Annotated in this window: 21 protein-coding genes; 12 read left to right on the forward strand and 9 right to left on the reverse strand. The window is 61.9% G+C overall.

The features are described 5' to 3' along the window. The first annotated feature begins 19 nt into the window (after positions 1–19). Complete coding sequence (locus ROSMUCSMR3_RS10350; protein ID WP_008282724.1) at positions 20–625, forward strand: L,D-transpeptidase; 606 nt, start codon at positions 20–22, stop codon at positions 623–625. A gap of 144 nt (positions 626–769) precedes the next feature. Continuing rightward, entirely contained in the window at positions 770–958 is a 189-nt protein-coding gene (locus tag ROSMUCSMR3_RS10355; RefSeq protein WP_008282723.1) for a hypothetical protein, read from the forward strand. An 86-nt stretch (positions 959–1,044) separates the two neighbouring features. On the opposite strand, the gene ROSMUCSMR3_RS10360 is transcribed toward ROSMUCSMR3_RS10355, so the two are convergent. From ROSMUCSMR3_RS10360 to ROSMUCSMR3_RS10375, 4 genes are all read right to left on the reverse strand, one after another. Then, entirely contained in the window at positions 1,045–2,025 is a 981-nt protein-coding gene (locus ROSMUCSMR3_RS10360; protein WP_081507262.1) for a glycosyltransferase family 2 protein, read from the reverse strand. Further along, a complete protein-coding gene (locus ROSMUCSMR3_RS10365) occupies positions 2,022–3,257 on the reverse strand; it encodes an FAD-dependent oxidoreductase (protein ID WP_157667284.1) in 1,236 nt (411 codons plus the stop codon). Before ROSMUCSMR3_RS10365 ends, ROSMUCSMR3_RS10360 begins: the two co-directional genes overlap by 4 nt. 83 nt (positions 3,258–3,340) lie before the next feature. Next, complete coding sequence (gene hemH / locus ROSMUCSMR3_RS10370; protein WP_008282720.1) at positions 3,341–4,405, reverse strand: ferrochelatase; 1,065 nt, start codon at positions 4,403–4,405, stop codon at positions 3,341–3,343. A 59-nt stretch (positions 4,406–4,464) separates the two neighbouring features. Further along, on the reverse strand, positions 4,465–5,283 hold the full coding sequence (locus ROSMUCSMR3_RS10375; protein ID WP_081507264.1) for a methyltransferase domain-containing protein: 819 nt from the start codon (positions 5,281–5,283) through the stop codon (positions 4,465–4,467). 47 nt (positions 5,284–5,330) lie between these two features. On the opposite strand from ROSMUCSMR3_RS10375, the gene ROSMUCSMR3_RS10380 reads away from it, so the two are divergent. Genes ROSMUCSMR3_RS10380 through ROSMUCSMR3_RS10395 form a run of 4 tightly spaced genes read left to right on the forward strand, consistent with a single transcriptional unit; the run spans position 5,331 to position 7,602 of the window. After that, complete coding sequence (locus ROSMUCSMR3_RS10380; protein ID WP_081507265.1) at positions 5,331–6,029, forward strand: ComF family protein; 699 nt, start codon at positions 5,331–5,333, stop codon at positions 6,027–6,029. A 32-nt stretch (positions 6,030–6,061) separates the two neighbouring features. Next, a complete protein-coding gene (gene grxC, locus ROSMUCSMR3_RS10385; RefSeq protein WP_008282716.1) occupies positions 6,062–6,319 on the forward strand; it encodes a glutaredoxin 3 in 258 nt (85 codons plus the stop codon). A gap of 5 nt (positions 6,320–6,324) precedes the next feature. Then, complete coding sequence (locus ROSMUCSMR3_RS10390; RefSeq protein ID WP_081508601.1) at positions 6,325–7,155, forward strand: carbon-nitrogen hydrolase family protein; 831 nt, start codon at positions 6,325–6,327, stop codon at positions 7,153–7,155. Beyond that, a complete protein-coding gene (locus ROSMUCSMR3_RS10395) occupies positions 7,156–7,602 on the forward strand; it encodes a MarR family winged helix-turn-helix transcriptional regulator (protein WP_008282714.1) in 447 nt (148 codons plus the stop codon). It abuts the gene before it with no gap. A 179-nt stretch (positions 7,603–7,781) separates the two neighbouring features. On the opposite strand, the gene ubiG is transcribed toward ROSMUCSMR3_RS10395, so the two are convergent. Further along, positions 7,782–8,525, reverse strand: coding sequence for a bifunctional 2-polyprenyl-6-hydroxyphenol methylase/3-demethylubiquinol 3-O-methyltransferase UbiG (ubiG, locus tag ROSMUCSMR3_RS10400; protein WP_037298647.1), 744 nt, complete (start codon positions 8,523–8,525; stop codon positions 7,782–7,784). Between the two features lie 48 nt (positions 8,526–8,573). Between ubiG and pip the strand changes: the two genes are divergently transcribed. Both pip and zapE read left to right on the forward strand, forming a co-directional pair. Beyond that, on the forward strand, positions 8,574–9,551 hold the full coding sequence (pip, locus tag ROSMUCSMR3_RS10405) for a prolyl aminopeptidase (protein WP_081507266.1): 978 nt from the start codon (positions 8,574–8,576) through the stop codon (positions 9,549–9,551). Positions 9,552–9,555: 4 nt separating this feature from the next. Beyond that, positions 9,556–10,617 (forward strand): cell division protein ZapE, encoded by a 1,062-nt coding sequence (zapE, locus tag ROSMUCSMR3_RS10410; RefSeq protein ID WP_081507267.1) that lies wholly within the window; start codon positions 9,556–9,558, stop codon positions 10,615–10,617. 108 nt (positions 10,618–10,725) lie between these two features. Here the strand turns inward: zapE and ROSMUCSMR3_RS10415 are convergent, their stop codons facing one another. Genes ROSMUCSMR3_RS10415 through tsaD form a run of 4 tightly spaced genes read right to left on the reverse strand, consistent with a single transcriptional unit; the run spans position 10,726 to position 13,464 of the window. Further along, positions 10,726–11,145 carry an EVE domain-containing protein gene (locus ROSMUCSMR3_RS10415; RefSeq protein ID WP_081507268.1) on the reverse strand — a complete coding sequence of 140 codons (420 nt, stop codon included), beginning with the start codon at positions 11,143–11,145 and terminating at the stop codon, positions 10,726–10,728. Further along, positions 11,145–11,414 carry a YciI family protein gene (locus ROSMUCSMR3_RS10420; protein ID WP_037298645.1) on the reverse strand — a complete coding sequence of 90 codons (270 nt, stop codon included), beginning with the start codon at positions 11,412–11,414 and terminating at the stop codon, positions 11,145–11,147. The genes ROSMUCSMR3_RS10415 and ROSMUCSMR3_RS10420 overlap by 1 nt, the downstream gene beginning before the upstream one ends. Then, a complete protein-coding gene (locus ROSMUCSMR3_RS10425; RefSeq protein ID WP_081507269.1) occupies positions 11,414–12,370 on the reverse strand; it encodes an NAD(P)H-dependent glycerol-3-phosphate dehydrogenase in 957 nt (318 codons plus the stop codon). Before ROSMUCSMR3_RS10425 ends, ROSMUCSMR3_RS10420 begins: the two co-directional genes overlap by 1 nt. Then, entirely contained in the window at positions 12,367–13,464 is a 1,098-nt protein-coding gene (gene tsaD, locus ROSMUCSMR3_RS10430; RefSeq protein ID WP_037298708.1) for a tRNA (adenosine(37)-N6)-threonylcarbamoyltransferase complex transferase subunit TsaD, read from the reverse strand. The genes ROSMUCSMR3_RS10425 and tsaD overlap by 4 nt, the downstream gene beginning before the upstream one ends. Before the next feature lie 73 nt (positions 13,465–13,537). On the opposite strand from tsaD, the gene ROSMUCSMR3_RS10435 reads away from it, so the two are divergent. The 4 genes from ROSMUCSMR3_RS10435 (at position 13,538) to ROSMUCSMR3_RS10450 (ending at position 18,047) form a co-directional block, all read left to right on the forward strand. Next, entirely contained in the window at positions 13,538–14,269 is a 732-nt protein-coding gene (locus tag ROSMUCSMR3_RS10435) for a uroporphyrinogen-III synthase (RefSeq protein ID WP_081507270.1), read from the forward strand. 48 nt (positions 14,270–14,317) lie between these two features. Beyond that, entirely contained in the window at positions 14,318–15,511 is a 1,194-nt protein-coding gene (locus ROSMUCSMR3_RS10440; protein WP_081507271.1) for a COG4223 family protein, read from the forward strand. 19 nt (positions 15,512–15,530) lie between these two features. Next, positions 15,531–17,003 carry a heme biosynthesis protein HemY gene (locus ROSMUCSMR3_RS10445; protein ID WP_081507272.1) on the forward strand — a complete coding sequence of 491 codons (1,473 nt, stop codon included), beginning with the start codon at positions 15,531–15,533 and terminating at the stop codon, positions 17,001–17,003. 105 nt (positions 17,004–17,108) lie between these two features. Beyond that, positions 17,109–18,047 (forward strand): c-type cytochrome domain-containing protein, encoded by a 939-nt coding sequence (locus ROSMUCSMR3_RS10450; protein ID WP_081507273.1) that lies wholly within the window; start codon positions 17,109–17,111, stop codon positions 18,045–18,047. The last annotated feature ends 73 nt before the right edge of the window (positions 18,048–18,120 follow it).

The following is an 18,120-nucleotide window of genomic DNA, read 5'->3' on the forward strand; positions in this document are numbered from 1 at the left end:
CCTGACTGGAGTTTCTCACATGACCCATGACTCTCGGATTTCGTGGAACCGGCGCACGTTTCTGACCGGAGCAGCGGCGTTGCTGGGTGCCCCGGCACTTGCGCAAGGTGTGGACGGTGCGGATACCGTCGAACTGGAGCGTGGCCTAGAAGAAGAAACGGTGCGGCGCAATATTTCCGGGTTCCGGATGCTGGATTGGCGGCCCTATTTTTCGAACCTGAACAACGGGGCTATTCTGGTCGATATCGACTCGCGCGCGGTGCATTTCTGGAGCGCGGATCAGTCGGTTTATAAACTTTACCCATCCTCGGTGCCGCTGACCGACGATTTGACGCGGCGTGGCCGCACATCGGTGGTGCAAAAGGTGGAGGGGCCAAGCTGGCGCCCGACGCCCTCGATGCTCAAGCGCAATCCGGAATGGCCGGCCTTTGTGCCGCCGGGGCCGGATAATCCGCTGGGCACCCACGCGCTTTATCTGAGTTGGACCTATTACCGCATTCACGGCACCCATGACACGCGCAAGATTGGGCGGCGGTCGTCGAATGGCTGTGTCGGACTTTACAACGAGCACATCGCGGAATTGTTCTCTTTGACCAAGGTTGGCACGCAGGTGTTGCTAATTTGACGAAAAAGAGGCGATTTGTTGGGTGGCGGACCCAAGATAGAATTGCAATCGCTCTGGATTGCTGATTAGAAAATCTTACGAGGTTAAGTCTTGGGTGCTTGGCGTTGTATATTGCAACGTCATGCCAAAATCTGGAGGATAATCATGAAGAAACTCGTTCTCGCTGCTGCCCTGAGCGCCGCTGCTTCGACCGCTTTTGCAGGCAACCTGTCGGAGCCCGTTATCGAGGCACCGGTCGTTGTTGAAGAAACCGCTGCAAGCTCGTCCGCCGCTGGCGTTTGGGTTCCGCTGGTTCTGCTGGCAATCGTCGCGGCTGTTATCGCTGCTGACTAAGTCCGGCAACGGCACCAAAAGAAAAGGCAGTGGGAAACCACTGCCTTTTTTTGTGCCTGATTGGGATTGGTCCCAGACATGGGCAGTTACTCTGTCCGACTTTGCGCAGCGCGGTCAAACCACCTAAGTTGCTCAGCCACGCATGGGGTTAGCGGGTGATCTATCGAGGGTAGGTAAGAGCGCAGCGATGCCAGTGATGCGAGTTCGGCCTTGTCCAGCCCCGGTGTCACAAAGGAATGGCGTCGCATGAGCATCGCGGCGCGAAACGCCAATTCAGCCAGAAAAACCTCATCGCTGGTGGGTTTGAATGTCGACATCATCCGCCGCATCCGAACCTCAAACGCGTGGCAATGTCTATTCCAAGCGTTCAAACGGTCTTCTACCGCCCAGTCTATGGTGCGGGCCTTTGAGGCAGACATGCGTTCTTGTGGCTGAAAGACCCGTTTGCGATAGAGCGCTTTTGGAACATGAATTACTGGCCCGGCCTCTAGAAGACCGAGGGCGTATTCCGCCTCGACTGCAAATCCGCCCCATAAATCTGTTGGGAAGCCTTGGGTCACTGCGACGGCGCTTTGGCGCGTCACGCCGCGCCACGGCATGGCATGGGCCCCCTGCACCATAAAGCGGATCAGATGTGTCATCCGATCCTCGCCCTGCGGCAAGGCCACCGATCTAAATCCGGTAGTCCCATTGGCGTCAAACATCGTCATATCGCCATAAGCAACCGATGCCTTTTGGTGTTCAGAGACCAAAGGAAAGAACGTTGCGAGATAGTCGGGCGCCCAAATGTCGTCATGGGGGAGCGGGGCATAGAACGGGGTTTCTACCCGCTGCAGCAGCGCGTTGAAGTTTCCGGCCCATCCCAGACGTCGGGGATTGGTAGAGATATTCACGCGCGGATCGTCGCGAAACGGCTCTAGCGCCGCCTCTGTGCTGTCTTTATCCCCTTCGGATGGGTCGATCGCGATCTCGATACGAAAATCATCGAAACTTTGCGCCAAGACGGAGGACACCGTTTCGCCGATGAAGGCACCGGCCTGATAGGCGGGAATACATACGGTGATCACGCATCAAGCCCCATCTCAGACAACACGCGCAAAGCTGCCTCTTCTCCGTATTTCGGTGCCATAACGTATTTGCCGGTGTTGATCGAGTGATACCTTGGCAGGCTTGTCACACCTATTTCTGCCCGGCTGTGCAATCCGCTGTTGGGATCGGTGATGCCAGAGGTGCCCCAGGCTGAAATGTATCCGCCCCGCACCTCGAAATCGTTTGTATACTCCGCAAGCGCGTTACCGTAGCCGGGCATATAGCGCGCGAGGGCCGCGATACTTTGTTCGGTGATGTGCCGGGCTGTGCTGGGCGTTATGCAGACCGGTGCCGGATCAGGTGCCAGCGCGACTTCGCTTTTCAACATGCCTGCCGGATACCAGCTTGCGTAAACCCTGTCTCCGTATGCGACCGTGTCGCCGTATTCGCCAATGACAAAGGTCACGTTGGGTGTGCGCTCTGCAAGGTCTTCGCTCTGAAGATGCAAGCCGCATTTGAAGCGATGCAAGGCTTGGCGCGGTGGCGACAGGTTTAGATACTGGTCAAGCCGCAGCCGCTGTTCCCAGCTTGCGTTGATGACTGCGCCGAATTTCTCGCGCAGGCCATCGGCCCCCCATGTTATCACCAAGTGATCATCTTCGCGGGTGATCCCTGTGACTTCGGCCTTTGTCCGCGCTTCCACCAGAGGCTGCGCGCCAAGGGCAGATAACAAAAAGGGCCGTTTCGTCCTTGGAGAGCTTGCAAGCTCGTTGGTTTCCCATGCGGCCGAAATTTCGGTCGTGTCGAAGAGGGCGCCCAATTCGCTGGCGTTAAGAGGGCGCAAGCGCAGGTCGCGTTTGCATATCAGGTCCGCTCCGCAAGAATCGGCTTCCTCCTGAGTCTGCGCGAGATGGGCTGCGACCCCGTCCTTGGGCACCATGCTGTCACGCGGGCAGGCGTAGAGAAACGGTTTTTCTGACAGTCCGAGACCGGCCTCGGGTATCCAGCGAGTCAAGATTGGCCGAAAACGCACCGCCCCTGAGAGAAGCCGCCGCGTTGTCGTATGGCTGGAATCGAGCACATAGGTATATCCTAGGTGGATTTTGCCCTCGCACACGGCACTTGCACCGGAAAAGAGCGTTTCATTGCGCTCGAACAGCACCACCCGGAGCCCGGCATCCGCAAGGCGCATCGCTGCTGTTATGCCTGCAAGCCCGCTTCCGATCACTGCAACCGGGCCGCCCGTGATCGTCGCGCTGCGATACGACATCTTTACCCTCGCCATAAAAGAGGCAGTTCAGGTGGGACCACCAAGATCACCGCATCCGGGCACTGCCAAGGGGCGGGCTAGCTTTAATCGAGCCAGCCTTTGAGATTGGTTTCTACAATGGAGGAGAGCGCCTTGATATGGGCGTCATCGTCGTTGAGGCAGGGGATATAGGTGAATTCTTCACCGCCGGCCTCTTCGAAACTTTCGCGGATTTCCTCGTTGATCTCTTCCAATGTCTCGATGCAATCGGCGGAAAAGGCGGGGGCCATCACCGCGATGCGCTTTTTGCCATCTTCGCGGGCCAAGCGGGCCACTTCGTCTACGGTATAGGGCTTGAGCCATTCTTCGGGGCCAAAGACCGACTGAAACGTCGTGGTGATCTCGGTATTTTCCCAACCCAGCCGCTCTTTGAGCAGGCGGGTCGTTTTCTGGCATTGGCAATGATAGGGGTCGCCCTGCATCAGGTAGCGTTTTGGCATGCCGTGATAGGAGACCACAAGGATCTCTGGCCGCTTTTCAACCTCTGCGTAGGCGCGTTCGACTGATTGCGCGAGCGCCTCGATATAGAGCGGGTTCTGGAAATAGGGTTCGACCACGCGGGCAATGGGCTGCCATGTCTCATCCATCAAGGCGCGAAAAAACTGATCATTCGCGGTGGCCGAGGTGGCACCGGCGTAATGCGGATAGAGCGGAAAGAAGAGAATGCGGGTGCAGCCCGCCTCGACCATCTGGCGCACTTTGGATTTGGTTGAGGGATTGCCATAGCGCATACAGAAATCCACCATGACCTGATCGCCATAGCGCTCCTGCATCGCGGCGGCCATTTTGGTGGTCTGGTCGCGGGTGATGGTCATCAGGGGGCTTTCGCCCTTATCCTCGTTCCAGATGGATTTATAGGCATGCCCGCTGGTAAAGGGCCGCTTGGTCAGGATGATGAGCTGCAACAGCGGCTGCCATTTCCACGGGCTGTAGTCGATCACCCGGCGGTCCGACAGGAACTCGTTGAGATAGCGGCGCATGGGCCAGTAGGTGTAGTGATCCGGTGTCCCGAGATTGGCCAAGAGCACACCGGTTTTCGCGCGCGGCACCTTGGGGTGATCGGCGGCGGCGTGTTCTGGGCGGGCGGCATCATGGCTGGCATCAAGCATGGCTTGGTCATTCCTGTGTGTTCCGGGACAGGGGTGACATATAGGCTGTGCCTGAAAGGTCAATCTTTCAACGGGGTTTCCACCGCGCCAAGCGCATCGGCAAGGCGTGCGCTGGCTGATCCGGGGCGCAGTGGCTGGGGCTGGCTAGCGTCAGGGGCCCAGCCGGTGAGGAAGATCATCTCGAATGTGGCGGGGATGCGTCCGTCATCCATACCAAAGGCTTGTGAATATATGTCGCAGGCGCGGTAGAGCATGCGGCGCGGGGTTAGTGCGCGATGGCGCGCGCTCATCGCATTGGATTCGCCCATGGCGCGCAGGTCGCGCATCAGCGCCAGAGGATCGGCATAGCTGGTGCGAAGCGGCAAAGTATCGGCCACCGGCAGGGTAAGGCCCGCGCGTTGCATCAGCGCGCCCAGATCGCGGATTTCGGCCATGGGCAGGACGCGGGGCGAGAGGCCGCCGCTGGCCTCTGCTTCGGCCTGAGCCAAGGCGCTGCGCAATTCGTGCAGCGTGCCACCGCCAAAGAGCGCGGCGAGCAGCAGGCCATCGGGGCGCAGCGCGCGGCGGGCCTGAATAAGCTGACCCACAGGATCGTTGGCCCAATGCAGGCAGAGGGCGAGGATGACCAGATCATGCGCGCCGGGTTCCAGCATCAGCACCTCATCATCCGCGACGATGCGCGCCTCTGGTAGCCGGGATTGCCAGAAATGCGGAAAACCCGTCACCACGGCGGGTGCGGTAAAGGATTTGTTAACCAAGGTCAGGCGATCCTCGACCTCATCCGCCGCTATCTCGTGCAGAAAGAGCGCCGGTGCGCGCTGGGCGCGCAGGCGGTTGCGAGTGAGGGCGGCGCGATCTGTCAGGAGCGTTTGGGTCATGGGGCAAGGATAGAGTGCTGGCAGCAGCTTTTCAAACGGCGGTTCGCATGGTTTATCCCGCCCGCTGCACGCTTTGCGGCGCGGTGGTGGATAGCGATTTCGGTCTTTGTGGCCCGTGCTGGCGGGATACGCCGTTCATCTCGGGGCTGGTCTGCGAGACCTGCGGCGTGCCTTTGCCCGGTGAGGGGCATGCGGAGGCCGCGCATTGCGATGACTGCCTGCGCATGGCGCGGCCGTGGTCGCAGGGGCGCGCGGCGATTCGCTATCATGAGAATGGACGCAAACTGATCCTCATGCTCAAGCATGGCGACCGGCACGATGTGGTGCGCCCGGCGGCAAAGTGGATGGCGCGGGCGGCGCAGCCCCTGTTGCGGCCCGATACGCTGATTGCGCCCATTCCGCTTCATTGGGGGCGGATGCTGTCGCGGCGGTTCAACCAATCGGCGCTTTTGGCGCAGGGATTGGCGCGCGAGACCGGTTTGCCATGCTGCCCTGACCTGCTGACGCGGTTCAAACGCACGCAGAGCCTGAAGGGGCTGAGTGTCGAGGCGCGACACGCCATGCTGACGGATGCGATTCGAGTAACGGCGCGGCATAGGGGATTGATTGCCGGGCGTTCGGTGCTGATTGTTGACGATGTCATGACCTCGGGGGCGATGCTATCGGTGGCGACGCAGGCCTGTTTTTCAGCCGGTAGCGGGGAAGTGAGCGTTGTGACACTGGCGCGCGCCGTCAAGGATGCCTAAGTTCGCGCGACAGCGAACCGGGGATCCCAATCATGAAACCAGTCGAAATCTACACCTCACCGCTCTGCGGGTTTTGCCATTCGGCCAAACGCCTGTTGCAGAAGAAAGGCGTTAATTTTTCAGAAATCAACGTGCTGGCACAGCCCGCGCGCAAGTCTGAGATGATGAAGCGCGCCAATGGCCGCCATACAGTGCCGCAGATTTTCATAGGCACCACCCATGTGGGTGGCTGTGATGATCTTTATGCGCTGGAACAGGCGGGCAAGCTTGACGCGCTGTTGCGCGGGTGACGGCGATGCGCGCGGCGCTTTTGCAGCTGAGTAGCAGCGATGACCCCGAGGCCAATTTGGCGGTCACGCTGTCTATGATGGATGCGGCGATTGCGGATGGGGCCAAGTTTATCCTGACGCCTGAGGTTACCAATTGTGTTTCGGGCAGCCGCACGCATCAAAATGCCGTGCTGCACCCCGAAGAGAGCGATCCGACACTGGCGGGCCTGCGTGCGCGCGCGGCAAAGGCCGGTGTCTGGCTTTTGATCGGGTCGCTCGCGCTCAAAACCGATGATCCCGATGGGCGCTTTGCCAACCGGTCGTTTCTGATTGGCCCGGATGGCGAGATTGTCGCGCGCTATGACAAGATTCATATGTTCGATGTGGATGTCACTCCTGAAGAAACCTATCGCGAATCGGATGGGTTTCGCCCCGGTGATCGGGCGGTTCTGGCCGATATGCCACTGGGCAAGCTGGGGATGACGGTGTGTTACGACGTGCGTTTCCCGCATTTGCACCGGCGTCTGGCGCAGGCGGGGGCCACTGTGCTGACCGTTCCGGCGGCGTTTTCGCATGTGACCGGGGCCGCGCATTGGGAGGTGCTGTTGCGCGCCCGTGCCATTGAAACCGGGTGTTTTGTGCTGGCTCCGGCACAGACCGGCATCCATGCCGCGACAACTGGACGCACCCGTCAAACCCATGGGCACAGTATGGTTGTGGCACCATGGGGAGAGGTTCTTGCCGATGGTGGCGTTGAGCCGGGCATCGTGATGGTTGATCTTGACCCTGATGCGGTGGCACAAGCGCGCAGGCGCGTGCCTTCGCTGCGCCATGATAGAGCGTTTGACGGGCCCTGAATGACCGATACGACCAGCAATTCCCTTGCCGTGGCGCTGTTTAGCGAGATCCTTACGAATGAGCAGTTGATCCGCAGCCGTCTGACACGGGTGTTGCCGAAGGGGATGGAAATCTCGCATTTTTCGGTTCTCAACCATCTGGCGCGGATCGGGGATGAGCGGAGCCCGGCACAATTGGCGAAAAGTTTCCATGTCACACGCGGGGCGATGACCAATACCCTGTCCAAGCTGGAGTGGGCGGGATATGTGCATATCCGCCCCGATTGGGATGATGCGCGGCGCAAGATGGTGGCGATCAGCCCCTCGGGTCGTCAGGCGCGCGATGCCGCAATGGCGGCGATCACGCCAATGGTGTCGGACCTGATCCGCGATCTGGGCGAAGATCGCGTGCGCGCCAGCCTTCCGGTTCTGCGGGAATTACGGGCGCGGCTGGAGCCGGGGACGTGAGTTCGTCTGCTACCCGCGCGGAACAAGGCGCGGAGCGCCGCCGCGCGGATCGCTGGGCCGTCCCGCGGCCTAGCGATTTCGAGAGGGAGCGCTTCACCGTGAAGTCATACGGACTTGACTGGCATTAAGTGGCATCCATGGCCGTTGCTTCGCTAGTCCCCGGCCCAGCAACCCGCGCCTCAGCGCTTCACGCTTGCCGTCACGTAATTTACGCTCAGGTCCCGGTCTGACAGGCGCCAGCCCCATGTGATCGGGTTAAAGACAAAGCCTTTGCGATCCACAGGTTCGAGCGCGGCGTTGCGCAAGAGATCGTATAGCTCGTCTGGCGTGATGAATTTGGCCCAGTCATGCGTACCTTTTGGCAACCAGCGCATGACATATTCCGCGCCCACAATAGCCATCGCATAGCTTTTGGGGTTGCGGTTGATGGTCGAGCAGATGTGGAGCCCGCCCGGTTTCAAAAGCTGCTGGCAGGCCGTGAGATAGGTCAGCGGATCGGCCACATGCTCGACCACTTCCATGTTGAGCACGACGTCGAATTGTTCGCCTGCTGCGGCCAGATCCTCGGCGGTGGTGTGGCGATAGTCGATGTCGAGCCCGGATTGCGCGGCATGGACTTGGGCCACGGGAATGTTGCGGGGGGCGGCATCGGCCCCGACCACGGTTGCACCCAGACGCGCCATCGGTTCGCTCAAAAGACCGCCACCGCAGCCGATATCAAGCAGGCGCAGCCCGGCAAAGGGCGTCTGATCGCGCAAATCACGGTCGAACTCTGCCGCAATCTGGGTTGTGATGTAATCCAGCCGACAGGGGTTGAGCATGTGAAGGGGCTTGAATTTTCCGTTCGGGTCCCACCATTCAGCGGCCATCGCCTCGAACTTGGCGACCTCGGTGGGATCAATCGTGCTCTGAGCGGCTTGCATTCTGCTCTCCATATGCTCTTTTGGTCTTGCGGCATATATAGGACATTCATGGACAAATTCTCAGGCCAAAAGAGCGCAGTGCAATATCTCCATCCTCCGGTCGAGCCCTTTGACCGGCGTATGCTGGATGTGGGCGATGGGCACAGCGTTTATATGGAGCAATCGGGCCACCCCGATGGCCTGCCGGTGATTGTGCTGCATGGCGGACCGGGGGGTGGCTGCAGCCCGGCGATGCGGCGCTATTTTGATCCGGCGGTTTACCGGATCATCCTGTTTGATCAGCGCGGCTGTGGCCGGTCGCGCCCGCATGCCAGTGTCGAGGCGAATACGACATGGCATCTGGTGGCGGATATCGAGTTGATTCGCCGGACCTTGGGCATCGACCGCTGGATCGTGTTCGGCGGCAGTTGGGGGGCGACGCTGGCGCTGATCTATGCGCAGGCGCACCCTACGCCGGTGCAGCATCTGGTGCTGCGTGGGGTTTTCACCATGACCGAGGCGGAATTGCATTGGTTCTATGGGGGCGGTGCCGGGGCGTTTTGGCCGGAAACATGGGCGCGATTCGTGGAATTGATCCCAGAAGATGAGCGCGACGATCTGATTGCCGCCTATCACCGCCGTCTTTTCTCGGGCAACCTGAGCGAGGAAGTGACCCATGCCAAGGCATGGTCAGCCTGGGAAAATGCACTGGCGACGGTGCATTCCACCGGGGTGGGTGGTGATAGCCCCGCCGATTACGCCCGCGCCTTTGCCCGGCTTGAGAATCACTATTTCACCCATCGTGGATTTCTGGATCATGATGGGCAGATTCTGGATGACATGCCGCGCATCGCGCATATTCCGGGCACGATCGTGCAGGGGCGCTATGACATGATCTGCCCGCCGGTGACGGCGCATCGGCTGGCCGAGCGGTGGCCGGGTGCCGATCTGCGGATGATCCCCGTGGCGGGGCATGCCCTGTCAGAGCCGGGGATCAGCGCCGAATTGGTGGGCGTCATGCAGAAGCTGGCCCGCGGCGCGCGCTAGGCCGATGGAAACCCTGCCTGATCTTTATGCCCGCCTTGTGGCCGATGGCAAATTGACCCGCGATCCGGCGCAAGAGGCGCTTTTGCCCGAGTTCGAGCGGATTCGTGCAGGCCTCGACGAGGCCCCGCGCAAGGGCTGGTTTCGCCGCGCGCCAGAGCCGCCCAAGGGGCTCTATATCTGGGGCGGGGTCGGGCGCGGCAAATCCATGCTGATGGACCTGTTTGTAAGCACATTGGCCGTGCCCAGCCGACGGGTGCATTTCCATGCCTTCATGCAGGAAATCCATGCCGGGCTGCATGCCGCACGAGCGCGCAACGAGGCGGATGCGCTGGCCCCGGTGGCGGCGGAGGTGGCCAAATCGGTGCGGCTGTTGGCCTTTGATGAGATGCAGATCACCGATATCACGGACGCAATGATCGTGGGGCGGCTATTCGAGGCGCTGTTTGCGGCGGGGGTGGTTGTGGTCACAACCTCGAACCGGGTGCCGGATGACCTGTATAAGAATGGGTTAAACCGGCAGCTGTTTCTGCCCTTCATCGAGCTTTTGAAAGAGCGGATGGTCCTGCATGAAATGGTCAGCCCGACCGATTACCGGCAGGATCGTCTGACCGGCAGCCCGAGCTATTTCACCCCGATCAATGCCGAGAGTCGGGCCGAGATAGAGACGATTTGGCACAGTTTGACCGAGGGTCGCGGCGGGCCGCATACGATTATCGTGAACAAGCGGGCGGTGGAAATACCGGCGTTTCACAATGGCGTGGCGCGGGCCACGTTTTATGATCTTTGCGGCAATCCCCTTGGACCGGCGGATTATCTGGCCTTGGCCGAAGCGGCGCGGGTGCTGATCCTAGAAAACATCCCACAGATGGGGCGCAGCAATTTCAACGAGGCCAAGCGGTTTGTGACGCTCATTGATGCGCTTTATGAGGCGCGCGTGCGGCTGATTTGTTCGGCGGCGGCGGTTCCGGAATACCTCTATATCGAAGGCGAGGGATCGTTCGAGTTTGAGCGCACCGCCAGCCGCATGCGCGAAATGCAATCCGAAGGCTGGGGCAAAGAGGATTAGAGCGCCTTGCGTCTGATCGGGGTCACATCGCCCCGGGGCCCATGTTGTCTCGGCGAGGTCCCGGGTCAGGCCCGGGACGGGTGTGTTTTCCATGGGGCGCAACACGCCCTAGCCCGAAAGGCCTGCCATATCGCAGATGATGCGCCATTCGTCGGCCGTGACGGGCTGCACTGAGAGGCGAGAGTTTTTCACCAGCACCATATCGGCCAGACGCGGATCGGATTTGATCGTGTCGAGCGTGACAGGTGTCTTGGCGGAGGCGACGGCCTTGATATCCACGCATTCCCAGCGTGGATCGTCGGATTTGCTGTCGGGATGTGCGGTGGCGATGACCTCGACGGTGCCAACCACGGCTTTTTCGCTCTGGGAATGGTAGAAAAAGCCACGGTCGCCCACGGCCATCTCGCGCATGAAATTGCGGGCCTGATAGTTGCGCACGCCGTCCCATTCCTCGCCCGCGTCGCCCTTGGCCAGCTGATCCTGCCAGCCCCAGGTTGAGGGTTCGGATTTGAACAGCCAATAGCGCATCAGATGACCTTTTTCCACGGGATCAGCTCGACATTGGCGAAAAGCCCCGCCTTGGCGTAGGGATCAGCGGCGGCCCAATCCTGTGCTGCCTGCATATCGGCCACGTCGAGGATGACAAGTGAGCCGATCATCTGGCCTGCGTCATCGAGCAGCGGACCGGCCTGAGACACGACGCCGGTGTCCTTGAGATAGGCGACATGGGCCTCGCGGGTGTCGAGGCGGGTTTGCAGAGCACCGGGTTTGTCGCGGGCGATCAGGGCAATGAGCATCATTCTTCCTTTAATGGGCGTGACAGCAGCATATCCATCGCCTGCGCCACGTGCAATTCGCCTGTGACAAGCGCGGTGACGGCATGGGTGATGGGCATATCGAGAGAGAGCGCCCTTGCGCGGGCCAAGACGGCGCGGGCGGTGGCGGAACCTTCGACGGTAAGGGAGGGATCAAACCCTGCGCCTTTGCCGATGCTCAGGCCGTAGCGGTAGTTGCGCGACTGGTCAGAGGTGCAGGTGAGCGCCAGATCACCAAAGCCCGAGAGGCCCGCAAGCGTCTGGGGGTGCGCGCCCAGCGCATGGGCAAGACGGTTCATTTCGGCAAAGCCACGGGTCATCAGGGCGGCGCGCGCGCTCTCGCCCAGACCGGCCCCGATGACGGCACCGCAGGCGATGGCGATCACGTTTTTGAGCGCGCCGCCCAGTTCCGCACCCAGCGTATCGGTGCTGCGATAGAGGCGCAGGGTAGGCGTTGTAAGGCAGCGCTGCAGCATTTGGCCGGTGTGGTCGTCGCCGCAGGCGAGCGTCAGCGCCGTTGGCAGGCCAAGGGCGATGTCACGGGCAAAGCTGGGGCCAGTGAGGATTGCGGGGGTTGCCGTAGGACAGGATTGCGCGATGAGGCCGGTGGGGCCGAGGCCCGTGGTCAGGTCCATGCCCTTGCAACAGGCAACCAGCGGGCGGCGGGCGAGGGATTCGGCGTGTTCCAAAAGGAAGCCGCCCAGCGTCTGCATCGGCATGGCAAGCAGGCAGGGGGTATCGCCCTTGGGCACGGGGCCGGTGGTTAGGGTCACGCTGTCCGGCAGGGAGATGCCGGGCAAGCGGCGCGTATTCTCGCGTGTCTGCTGCATCTCGGCGGCGTGGGCCGGGTCGCGCGCCCAGAGGGTGACGGGGCCGTTTTGCGCCAATGTCACGGCAAGGGCCGTGCCGAATGCGCCCGCGCCACAGATGAGGATCATGCCTTGGCCCCTTTCTTGCCGCTGCCGAGCATGGCAGGGCTGGTGTGATCCAAGGGCCAACGGGGGCGGGCGGCAAGGGTCATGTCATCGCGGTGGCCAAGCGCAAAGAGTTCGGCCCCGGCATAGGCGATCATCGCGGCATTATCAGTGCAGAGCGCCAGCGGGGGCGCGACAAAAGATGCTCCCATCTCGGCGGCAACAGTCTCTAACCCGGCGCGAATGGCGGTATTTGCGGCGACACCGCCAGCGACGGCGATGACCGGGGTGGCGGGTGCCTCTGCCAGATAGGCGGTCAGGGCGCGGCGGGTTTTTTCGGCCAGAACATCACGCACGGCGGCCTGAAACCCGGCACAAAGATCAGCACGATCCTGACGCGTCAGGCCGAATTTCTGGGCCACGATCTCATCACGGGTGCGCAGGAGGGCGGTTTTGAGCCCGGAAAAGGACATATCGCAGCCAGGACGATCGAGCAAAGGCCGGGGAAAGCGAAAGCGGGTGGGATCGCCCTTTAGCGCCTCGCGTTCCACATTGGGGCCGCCGGGCTGTGGTAGGCCCAAAAGGCGCGCGGTTTTGTCAAACGCCTCGCCGGGAGCGTCGTCGATGGTGCCGCCTAGCCGGGTGAAATCATCCGCGCCGCGCACGATCAGGAACTGGCAATGCCCGCCCGAGACCAGCAGCATGAGATAGGGGTAAGCCACATCATGGGTGAGGCGCGGGGTCAGGGCATGGCCCGCAAGATGGTTGACGCCAATAAGCGGGAGGCCTGCGCCCGCAGCGATCCCCTTGGCACACATCACCCCAGCGATCACCCCGCCAATGAGCCCCGGACCAGAGGTGACGGCGACGGCCCCCACATCGCGCAGTGTCAGATGCGCTGCGGTCAGCGCTTCGCGCACGCAGATATCCAGCTTTTCCGCATGGGCGCGCGCCGCGATTTCCGGCACGACCCCGCCGAAATCGGCGTGCAGCGCGGTTTGACCATGCACCACCGAGGAGAGGATTTTGGGCCGGCCATCTGCGTCAATGCGCAACACCGCAGCGGCGGTATCATCGCAGCTGCTCTCAAGTCCCAAGAGGATCAAAGGCTCTGTCATCGCGGCCATGCGTTGCGTGAAAGGTCCAAGGCAGGTAACACCGAATGAGACAGGCAACAACTCTGGATGGGCCATGACCGTCACGATCCTGATCACCCGGCCCGAGCCCGAGGCCAGCCGCATGGCCGCAGAGGTGCAAGCGCTCTGCGGTGATGTTGCTGTGGTGGTCTCGCCGGTGATGCAGATCGCTTATGGTGGGGCGCTGCCCGATCTTACCGGGGATGAGACGCTGATTTTCACCTCGCGACACGGGGTAGAGGGGTTTTGCCGCCTGAGCGCGCGGCGGGATTCCCCCTGCTATGCGGTGGGCGATGCAACGGCAGAGGCGGCAGAGGCCCAGGGGTTGCGCGCTATTTCCGCCGGGGGTGATGCCGGGGCGCTGTTGGCGCGGATCGCAGAGGATGGCGCATGTGGGCCGTTCCTGCATCTGCGCGGGGCGCATGTAGCGGCGGATGTGGCCGGGGCCTTGCGCGCTGCGGGGCATGCGGCGCGCGATGCGGTGGTTTATGATCAGGTTGAGGCGGCGCTGAGCGCCGAGGCGCGGGCGCTCTTGCGGGGTGCGGAGCCGGTGATCCTGCCGCTGATGTCCCCCCGCACGGCGCGGATTTTTTTGGCGCAGGCCGAAGGCGTCAGCGCGCCGCTCTTGATCGCGGCCATAAGCCGCAATGCGGCGGATACGCTGCCAGAGGATGTGGCGGCGTGCGTGCGAATTGCGGAAATGCCGGATTCGCCGGGCGTCTTGGCCGTGGTGCAAGACCTCGTGCAGGTGGCCAAGCGGCTTGAGGGTGGAAAACGACCGCAGTAAGGTCAGATTGACAGGGACGTGTGGTGAGATTCGAAAGGATGGCACAAGGTGGCTGACAAGAAGCAAGCTCCGAAGGAACCGGGTGAGGCAGACATCGTGTCGGATGCTGTGGAGCCGGTCGCGGAGACAGCGCCCGAAATGTCAGAGCCAGAGCAGCCCGAGAGCACAGTGCAGGACGCCTCGGATGCGACAGGGCAGAATATGGATACGCCTGCCACGGAGAGCCAAGAGCCTGAAATCAGTCAAGACGGTGCGCCCGGCGCGATTTATGTCGGGGGCGACACGCCCGAGCCTGAGCCGCTTGCCCAAGACAAACCCGAACCGGTGATCGTGCGCCAAGGCGGGTTCTGGCCGATGTTGCTGGGCGGTGTCGTGGCGGCGGGTGTGGGTGTTGCGGCGGCGCCTTATGTGCTGCCCCCTTCGTGGTTTGCCCCCGAAGAGAGCGGCATTGAGGCGGCGCTTGCGGAACAGGACGCGCGGCTGACCGCCCTGCGCGCTGATCTGGATGGGGTACAAAGCCCGCCGGATTTGAGCGGCGAGATGCAGGGCCTGAGCGAGACACTGACCGCGCTTACTGGGCAAATCGCCGATTTGGAGGGGCGTATCGCGGCGCTAGAATCCCGTCCGGCGACGCAGGGCGGCGGCGTGCCGGCGGCCGAGATCAAGGATTTGCGCGCATCCCTCGCGGCGCAAGCGGCTGAGGTTGAGGCGCTACGGTCGGCGGCAGATGCGCAGGAGGCGGCGGCACGCGATAGCGCAGTGGCCACGCTGCGCCGCGCTGCGCTGACGCAGGTTTTGACCGCGCTCGACACTGGCAGTGATTTCGCCCCGGCGCTAAGCGATCTGCGGGAGACCGGTGCCGAAGTGCCTGACGTGTTGGCCGATCAGGCGGAAACCGGCGTGCCGACACAGGCCGCTCTGATCGAGAGTTTCCCCGAGGCGGCGCGCGCCGCCCTTGCCGCTGCACGAGCCGAAAGTGGCGATGCTGTGGCCGGCGTGGGCGGCTTTCTCAAGAGTCAGCTTGGTATCCGCTCGCTTAGCCCTCAGGAAGGGGATGATCCCGATGCGGTCCTGTCTCGGGCAGAGGCCGCCTTGGCCGAGGGCCGCCTAAGCGATGCCTTGACCGAGATTGCAACGCTTTCCGAGGCCGCGCGCGCGCCCCTTGATGGGTGGGTCGCCGAGGCCACGCGCCGCCAAGAGGCGCTGGCCGCCGCAGAGGCGCTGGCCGAAACAGTGAATTGAACGAGAAAAGGCGAGCGCCATGCTTTGGTCGATTATCAAGATAGCGGTTTTCATTGCCCTGGTGGCGGGCGTGACGCTGGGCGCGAGTTTCCTGCTCGAACTCGATGGCGGTGTGCGGATTGTCATGGCGGGGGTCGAGATCAACCTGACCCCGATCAAGGCGGTGATTGCGCTGGGCGTGCTGGTGTTCATCATCTGGCTTTTGATGAAGTTGACCGGGCTTTTGGTGGCATCTCTCAAGTTCATCAACGGTGATGAAACCGCGCTCTCGCGCTATTTCGATCGCAGCCGTCAAGACAAGGGCTATCGCGCGCTGTCCGAGGGGATGCTGGCGCTGGCCTCTGGTGAGGGCGAGGTGGCGATGGCACAGGCGGCCAAAGCTGAAAAATACCTGCGCAAACCGGCGCTGACCAATCTCATCACGGCGCAGGCGGCTGAGATGGCAGGCAATCGGCGCAAGGCCGAAGAAGTTTACAAACAGCTTTTGACCAATGAGAAAACCCGCTTTGTTGGCGTGCGTGGAATTCTGCGGCAAAAGCTGGCGGAGGGGGATACCGAAACCGCGCTGAAATTGGCCAAGACAGCCTTTGCCCTTAAACCGCGACATGCCGAGGTTCAGGATACGCTGCTTGATTTGCAGGCCAAAACCTCGGACTGGAAAGGCGCGCGCGAGACGCTGAACGCCAAGCTGAAATACGGCAGCCTGCCGCGCGATGTGCACAAGCGCCGGGATGCGGTGCTGGCGCTGTCAGAGGCGCGTGATGTGCTGGATGAGGGCAAGACCATCGAGGCGCGCGAGGCCGCGATCGAGGCCAATCGCCTGTCGCCCGATCTTATTCCGGCGGCAGTGCTGGCTGCGCGCGGCTATATTGACCAAGGCAATACACGCAATGCGCTGCGCGTGATCAACAAGGCGTGGCTGGTGCGACCGCATCCCGATCTTGCGGCGGCCTTTGCCGCGATTGAGCCGAATGAGTCGCCACGCCAGCGTTTGAAACGCTTTGCCAAGCTGCTCAAGGTTCATCCTGAGAACCGTGAAACCCGGCTGTTGGAGGCGGAACTGAATCTGGCCGCAGAGGATTTCCCGGCGGCGCGCCGTGCGCTGGGCACGCTGGCCGAGGTCGAGCCGGATGCGCGCGCGCTAACCATCATGGCGGCGATTGAGCGGGGCGAAGGGGCATCCGACGCGGTGGTCAAGGGCTGGCTGGCGCGGGCGCTGTCGGCACCGCGTGGGCCGCAATGGGTCTGCGATAAGTGTCAGCATATTCATGCTGAATGGGCACCTGCCTGCGAGAATTGCAATTCCTTCGACACGCTTAGCTGGCGCGCGCCCCCCAATAGCCCGATTGCCACGCCCACGGGGCTTGAGATGCTGCCGCTTATCGTGGGCGCGCTGGACGAGCCCAATTCCGAACCTGTGAAGACAGAGGATGACACCGTTCCCGACGCTGAAATCGTAGAGGAAGAGCACATGGACAGGGCCGAAAAATAAGGCTTCCCCCCAGTGCCTTACGATGCCGTCGTGCTACTCTTGGCGTTGTAGCACCGATGCTGATCGCGGGTGGTTTTGGCTTGATCTGAGAAGGAGACCCGCACAATGGCCCTGCAGATCAAACGCGCCAAGATGGGCATTTGCGTTGTCGCTTCGAACGCGATTGGCTGGGCCATGGTATTGATAGGTCTCGGCTCGGCTGCGCAAGCCGAGACTTGGGATGTGGTCTTGCCCATCTTCGAGGAGCGGTGTGTCGCCTGCCACAGTGGCGAATTTGCTCCGCTTGCCCTGCGCCTTGAGACCTACGAGTTCCTGATGAGCGGATCCGAAAACGGTGCTGTGGTGCTTCCAAGTGATGCCGCGGGCAGCCCGCTGATCGCTCGCGTGGAAGGCCGTGCAGAACCCCGGATGCCGCTGGACGGGCCGCCTTTTCTTGACGAGGCGCAAATCGCCCTGTTGCGTGGCTGGGTTGATGCCGGGGCACCTGGCCCCTCGAAACCAACGGAACTGCCGCTTGCTACAGAAGACCCGCTGGCGGACGGTATCGTAACCTATCCCGAGGTTCGGCGCATCTTTGGCCAGCGCTGTATCGAGTGCCATTCTGACAACGGGAAATACGAAACCCCGCCCGAAGCGCTCCGGCTTGACACGCTTGCGGATATTCTGCGCGGCGGCGACCGGATTGCCGTTATACCCGGCAATCCGGTTGCCTCCGAAGTTATGCGCCGGGTGCGCGGGTTGTCTGATCCGCGGATGCCCTTGGATGGGCCGCCGTGGTTGGAAGAGACCGATATCGCCTTGCTTGAGGCGTGGATCGAGGGTGGCGCACGGGATGCTGAGGGCACGCCAGCCCCTATCCCGGTGGGCGGGCGCGTGCGGCTGCGCGGCACCCTGAGTGCCCCGAATGCGGTGGACGGCGCAGTATTTGCCACCCATGCCGGAACTGAAATCCGCGACGCGGTGCAGCAAGGAGACCGTGTTGAATTGCGTGCCAGGATTGCAGCCGACGGTACTCTGGTGGCAGAACGCTTGCGGGCGCGTTAGCGCGCGATCCGCCCCAAGGGCTTGGATATTGTGCTCAAAAACCCCGTGCCGGTTCCGACTTTTGGACAACATG

The sequence above is a fragment of the Roseovarius mucosus genome (assembly GCF_002080415.1).
Lineage (GTDB): Bacteria > Pseudomonadota > Alphaproteobacteria > Rhodobacterales > Rhodobacteraceae > Roseovarius > Roseovarius mucosus_A.

Excerpts from the sequence above, each read along its gene's own strand:
- ROSMUCSMR3_RS10380 (WP_081507265.1), top strand. The coding sequence starts at position 5,331 with ATGGTTTATCCCGCCCGCTGCACGCTTTGCGGCGCGGTGGTGGATAGC.
- tsaD (WP_037298708.1), bottom strand. The coding sequence starts at position 13,464 with ATGACAGAGCCTTTGATCCTCTTGGGACTTGAGAGCAGCTGCGATGAT.
- ROSMUCSMR3_RS10375 (WP_081507264.1), bottom strand. The coding sequence starts at position 5,283 with ATGACCCAAACGCTCCTGACAGATCGCGCCGCCCTCACTCGCAACCGC.
- ROSMUCSMR3_RS10435 (WP_081507270.1), top strand. The coding sequence starts at position 13,538 with ATGACCGTCACGATCCTGATCACCCGGCCCGAGCCCGAGGCCAGCCGC.
- zapE (WP_081507267.1), top strand. The coding sequence starts at position 9,556 with ATGGAAACCCTGCCTGATCTTTATGCCCGCCTTGTGGCCGATGGCAAA.
- grxC (WP_008282716.1), top strand. The coding sequence starts at position 6,062 with ATGAAACCAGTCGAAATCTACACCTCACCGCTCTGCGGGTTTTGCCAT.
- ROSMUCSMR3_RS10425 (WP_081507269.1), bottom strand. The coding sequence starts at position 12,370 with ATGATCCTCATCTGTGGCGCGGGCGCATTCGGCACGGCCCTTGCCGTG.
- hemH (WP_008282720.1), bottom strand. The coding sequence starts at position 4,405 with ATGCTTGATGCCAGCCATGATGCCGCCCGCCCAGAACACGCCGCCGCC.
- ROSMUCSMR3_RS10355 (WP_008282723.1), top strand. The coding sequence starts at position 770 with ATGAAGAAACTCGTTCTCGCTGCTGCCCTGAGCGCCGCTGCTTCGACC.
- ROSMUCSMR3_RS10395 (WP_008282714.1), top strand. The coding sequence starts at position 7,156 with ATGACCGATACGACCAGCAATTCCCTTGCCGTGGCGCTGTTTAGCGAG.
- ROSMUCSMR3_RS10390 (WP_081508601.1), top strand. The coding sequence starts at position 6,325 with ATGCGCGCGGCGCTTTTGCAGCTGAGTAGCAGCGATGACCCCGAGGCC.
- ROSMUCSMR3_RS10415 (WP_081507268.1), bottom strand. The coding sequence starts at position 11,145 with ATGCGCTATTGGCTGTTCAAATCCGAACCCTCAACCTGGGGCTGGCAG.
- ubiG (WP_037298647.1), bottom strand. The coding sequence starts at position 8,525 with ATGCAAGCCGCTCAGAGCACGATTGATCCCACCGAGGTCGCCAAGTTC.
- ROSMUCSMR3_RS10445 (WP_081507272.1), top strand. The coding sequence starts at position 15,531 with ATGCTTTGGTCGATTATCAAGATAGCGGTTTTCATTGCCCTGGTGGCG.
- ROSMUCSMR3_RS10450 (WP_081507273.1), top strand. The coding sequence starts at position 17,109 with ATGGCCCTGCAGATCAAACGCGCCAAGATGGGCATTTGCGTTGTCGCT.
- pip (WP_081507266.1), top strand. The coding sequence starts at position 8,574 with ATGGACAAATTCTCAGGCCAAAAGAGCGCAGTGCAATATCTCCATCCT.
- ROSMUCSMR3_RS10350 (WP_008282724.1), top strand. The coding sequence starts at position 20 with ATGACCCATGACTCTCGGATTTCGTGGAACCGGCGCACGTTTCTGACC.
- ROSMUCSMR3_RS10420 (WP_037298645.1), bottom strand. The coding sequence starts at position 11,414 with ATGCTCATTGCCCTGATCGCCCGCGACAAACCCGGTGCTCTGCAAACC.
- ROSMUCSMR3_RS10365 (WP_157667284.1), bottom strand. The coding sequence starts at position 3,257 with ATGTCGTATCGCAGCGCGACGATCACGGGCGGCCCGGTTGCAGTGATC.